Here is a 4524-nt window from a genome sequence, read left to right on the forward strand (position 1 = left end):
AGCTAGTTCTGTGGACCAACGACATCCTCGTTGCGGCGCGCGCGATCTACGAACGTGCCGGCTTCAGGCTGGTCTCGCAGGAGCACCACCGCAGCTTCGGCAAGGATCTGACCGGCCAGACCTGGGAAATGGATTTGTAGGCGGCTTTTGCTGCCGGTTGCGCGCCAGCGGTATCCTAATTACCCCGCGCTGCCGCCAAAGCACCGGGAAGTTCCTCGGCAAAAATGTCGAGCTCGTGATCGAGGCCGACGCTGACGCGGATGCAGCGGTCGAGCCGTGGCACCATCGGCTTGCGGATGAAGACGTCGCGTGACAGCAGGGCTTGCAGAACTTTCAGCGCGAAGGCGCCATCGCCGCAGCAATCGATGGTGACGAAATTGGTCGCCGACGCCAGTGGCTTCAGCCCGTTCGCCTCGGCAATGCCGGCGATGCGTCGGCGGCCGGCCGCGACCCGCGCCACCACGCTTTGCAGATAGTGCTGATCGGCGAGCGCCTCGACGCCGGCGATCTGCGCCATGCGGCTGACGCCGTAATGGTTGCGGATCTTCTCGAAGTCGCGGATCACCTGGGCCTCAGCGATCGCATAGCCGCAGCGTATGCCCGCCAGCCCGTACGCCTTCGAGAAGGTGCGCATGCGGATGACGTTTGGCCTGGAGATATCGATCGGCGGCAGCGCCGAGGCCGGCCCGAGTTCGCCATAGGCCTCGTCGAGCACCAGCATGGTGGTTTCCGGCAGCGCCTCGATGAAGCGGATGATCTCGCTCGCCTCCCACCAACTGCCCATCGGATTGTCGGGGTTGGAGAGATAGACCAGCGGGGCCTTGTCCCTGTGCACCGCCGCCAGCAGGCCATCCAGGCTTTCCCGGTCGTTCTCGTAAGGGACCGTCACCAGTCGTCCGCCGACACCGGCGATGTGGAAGTTGAAGGTCGGATAAGCGCCGAGCGAGGTGACCACAGCATCGCCGGGCGCCACATACATGCGTGCCACCAGGGCGAGCAGGCCATCTATGCCTTCGCCGACAACGACGTTCTCTGCTTTTACGCCGTGATGCGCGGCTACCGCCACCTTCAGATCGTGATTGTCGGGATCGCAATACATCCACATGTCGCCGGCGATCTCGGCCATGCGGGCGATGACGCGCGGCGAGGGACCAAAGCTGCTCTCATTGGCGCCGATGCGGGCGCGAAAAGCGCGGCCACGCTCGCGCTCCTGCGCTTCGGGGCCGACAAACGGCACCGTCGAGGGAAGCGCTGCGATGAGCGGCATGAGGGGAGGGCGCTGATGCATGGTGGAAGCTCGCTTGAAAGGGCCTTCTTGCTAGCGCGCCGGATGGGTCGGTGCAAGTTGCCGCTGGGCAGATCCGTAACGCTGGATTCTTTCGGCCGCTTTTGCTAGCGAGACGTGATGAACAACCGTCTGCCGCCTGCCTGGTCAAAGCACCTCAAGGTCCAAACCGGGCCGAAACCCAAATTCCCGCAGCCAAATCTGCGCAACGCAAATTCGCTTTCGCCTGCGCAGGCAGACGATGCGTTGCTGGAGCAGGCGTATCAGTTTCAGCAGGCCAAGCGGCTTAACGAGGCTCAGGACCTATGCCTTCGGGTGCTGGCGCGCACGCCTAACCATCCGCTCGCCCTGTATATTTTGGGGACCGTGTGCCTGGGCTACGACGATGAGGCGGCCTTGCGATATTTCGCACGAGCGATCGGCGAGGAACCAAAAAACCCCTACTACCACCTTGGTTTGGCTTCGGCCTATGTGAAGGTCAGTGAATATTCACCGGCAATCGAGCATATGCAGTATGCCTTGGAGTTGCAGCCAGGTCTCATCGAAGCGCTTTGTGCATTGGGGGACGCTTATATCCAGTTTGATAAACCCGACATGGCTTTGCCGCTCTATGAGAAGGCGCTGAAGATCAACCGCGATCATCCCAAAGTGCGGATAGGACTGGCCAGCGCGCTCAGCAGCCTGGGGCGCATGGACGAGGCCGCCGCCTTTCTTAAAGAAGCAATCGAACGTCGCATCGCAATGCCGACTGCCTACAACGACCTTGTACAGACGCAAAAGTTCACCGAAGAGCCAAAGGAACTACAATCCATCGTTGGTGAACTCGGCAATCCCAAGCTTGATCTGGACGGCGTAGAGAAGCTCCATCTGGCGGCCGGCAAGGTGCTGAACGACCTCAAGCGCTATAAGGATGCATTCGGCCATTTCAACAAGGCCAAACAGGCCTCGGGCCGCTACTTCGATATCGACCAATACCGTCGGTGGGTAGATTCACTGATTGAGACCTTCACGCCTGAGATGCTGGCTGCCAGGTCGGGTTACGGAAATCCTTCGGAAGTTCCTGTGTTCGTGGTCGGCATGCCGCGCTCGGGAACGACACTCACGGAACAAATTTGCGCAAGTCATCCCGATGTCCATGGCGCAGGGGAACTAAGCAAACTCAGAAGAGTCGCGAATGCGATCGACCTCAGAAAGTCATCGGCCGGGAGGCTAAACCATGCGATGGCGTCGATCACAGAACACCTGTCCGGAACACTGGCCGAAGAGCACCTGACCTATCTGAGGGAGCGAGCGCCTGCCGCGCTTCGGATCGTGGATAAGATGCCTCATAATTTTGAGCTGATCGGTCTTATCGCCGTTCTCTTTCCCAACGCGCGAATCATTCATTGCCGTCGTGACGCCATCGACAATTGCGTCTCTTGTTTTGTCCAGAAATTCGGCGAGGGGCACAGCTACAACACCGACCTGAAGACACTCGGCCTGTACTATCGAGAATATGACCGCCTGATGCAGCATTGGAACGAGGTTTTCCCGAACCTGATCTTCGAAAATCAGTACGAGACGCTGGTCGACGATCAGGAAGCGCAGTCACGCCGCCTCATCGATTACCTTGGGCTGCCCTGGGATGACGCCTGCCTGCGCTTTTTCGACAGGGATGGTTCGGTCAACACACCCAGTCGCTGGCAGGTTCGCCAACCGATCTACAAATCGTCGGTCAAGCGCTGGAAGAATTATGAAGGCGAGATCCAGCCACTCATCGATGCTTTGGGCGACTTGGCGGACACGTAACTCAGACCAGTCCTGCGTTCCGCTCATGCGCGCACGTCTCCTCGATTTGGTTGGCACTGCTGAGAAATAGAGCTGAAGAAGCTTACGGATGCGCGTGATTCCGCACCCGATGATCCCAACACAATCGCTCGGTTGGTCAATTGATTCTGCTGGTCGACACGCTCGAAGTGCTTGGCGCGAAAACTCACGCACTGCCGGACTGCCGGAGCTGCCGGGGCTCGGCTTCGTCGGCTGGCTATTGTCGCTCGCAAACCTTCAAGAAGTGCAGGGGCTCGGTCTCGGGGCGGCTCAACTGCATTTGACGAGTCTCTCGGAACCCGGCGTAAAAAACCCGGCGGTTGCCCGCCGGGTTTTCGATTTCGACAAGTCGAAATATATTAGAACGAGCGCTGGAAGCGGAGGAGGCCGCCGATGCTGTTCTTCTTGTCGGCCGGTGTGAACGATGGGTTAACATAGTTGACATCGCCAAATCGGCCTGCATGGAGGTAGTCGACTTCGGCCGTGACCGTGAAGCCCGGCACAACGTCGTAAGCGATGTTCGCGGCAACGCCGACGTTCTTCCAATCGTCAGCAGACACCTGAGCGTTGAACGAGGTTTTTTCGTTGAACTTGTAGGTGCCACCGCCCCACACTGCCCAATTGCCACCCCACATCTTGTAGAAGCCGCGACCGTTGGCGTCGACATGATTGCTGAGGTTATCGTTGAGATTGTCGTCCGAACCGTAGCCGCCCATGATGAACAGCGAGAGTTCGTTGGAGACGTTCACATCCAGGCGAACCTTGCCGGCCACTTCTTCGTAATTGCTGTCATAGGCGACGACACCGGTGATGGCGCCCCAGCCCTGCGTGTACTTCACGCCGCCGACGACATGCGGAACATAGCTGTCGATCGTGTCATTGGCGTTACCTTCTTCCAGCGAGACCACTGCCGAGAAGCCGTTGCCGGCGTCGAAGTAGTACTGGACGACGTTGGTGTCGAAATCGCCGTAGGGAACGAGCGTGTCGTTGATGACGTTGCCGGCGTAGCCGACGAACGTATCGAAGGCCGATTCGTCCTTACCGACGCGCAGGCCGCCGAGCTGGATCCAGGCGAAGTTCAGCGAGACGTCCCGGTTGTGGGCGGCGTTGACGTCCTCGAAGGCGTTGTCGTCGCCGAAGTTGAAGCGGGTCTCGGTGTAGGTCTTCAAGGTGCCGAGTTCGGTTTCCTGGCCTGTCCAGGTCTTCAGCGTGAAGCGGGTATTCTTCAGCCAGGTATTGTGGTCATCACCATCCTGGTGATCCGCGGCTTTTGCACCATCGAACGAACCGAGGTCGCCACCGCCGATGTCATAACGGACATAGCCGCCGACGCGCAGGCAGGTCTCGGTGCCGGGGATGTAGAAGTAGCCAGCGCCGTAGACGTCGCAAATCTTGACGTATTCAGCGGGTTCCGGCTCGGCGACGACGACGGC

General features: G+C 59.5%; 3 protein-coding genes and 1 pseudogene. 2 read left to right on the forward strand and 2 right to left on the reverse strand.

The genetic code is table 11. The features are described from left to right. Positions 1–140, forward strand: a pseudogene (locus tag EN884_RS39820) (MarR family transcriptional regulator); the annotation flags it as partial. A 35-nt stretch (positions 141–175) separates the two neighbouring features. On the opposite strand, the gene EN884_RS26805 reads toward EN884_RS39820, so the two are convergent. Then, a complete protein-coding gene (locus tag EN884_RS26805) occupies positions 176–1288 on the reverse strand; it encodes a pyridoxal phosphate-dependent aminotransferase (protein WP_013532603.1) in 1113 nt (370 codons plus the stop codon). 117 nt (positions 1289–1405) lie between these two features. Between EN884_RS26805 and EN884_RS26810 the strand changes: the two genes are divergently transcribed. Beyond that, positions 1406–3073, forward strand: coding sequence for a sulfotransferase (locus EN884_RS26810; protein WP_013532602.1), 1668 nt, complete (start codon positions 1406–1408; stop codon positions 3071–3073). A gap of 377 nt (positions 3074–3450) precedes the next feature. On the opposite strand, the gene EN884_RS26815 is transcribed toward EN884_RS26810, so the two are convergent. Next, the coding region (locus EN884_RS26815; protein WP_164895170.1) for a porin at positions 3451–4524 on the reverse strand (1074 nt) is incomplete at its 5' end.

It is taken from the genome of Mesorhizobium sp. M7A.F.Ca.AU.001.01.1.1, assembly GCF_004022735.1.
GTDB classification, from domain to species: domain Bacteria; phylum Pseudomonadota; class Alphaproteobacteria; order Rhizobiales; family Rhizobiaceae; genus Mesorhizobium; species Mesorhizobium ciceri.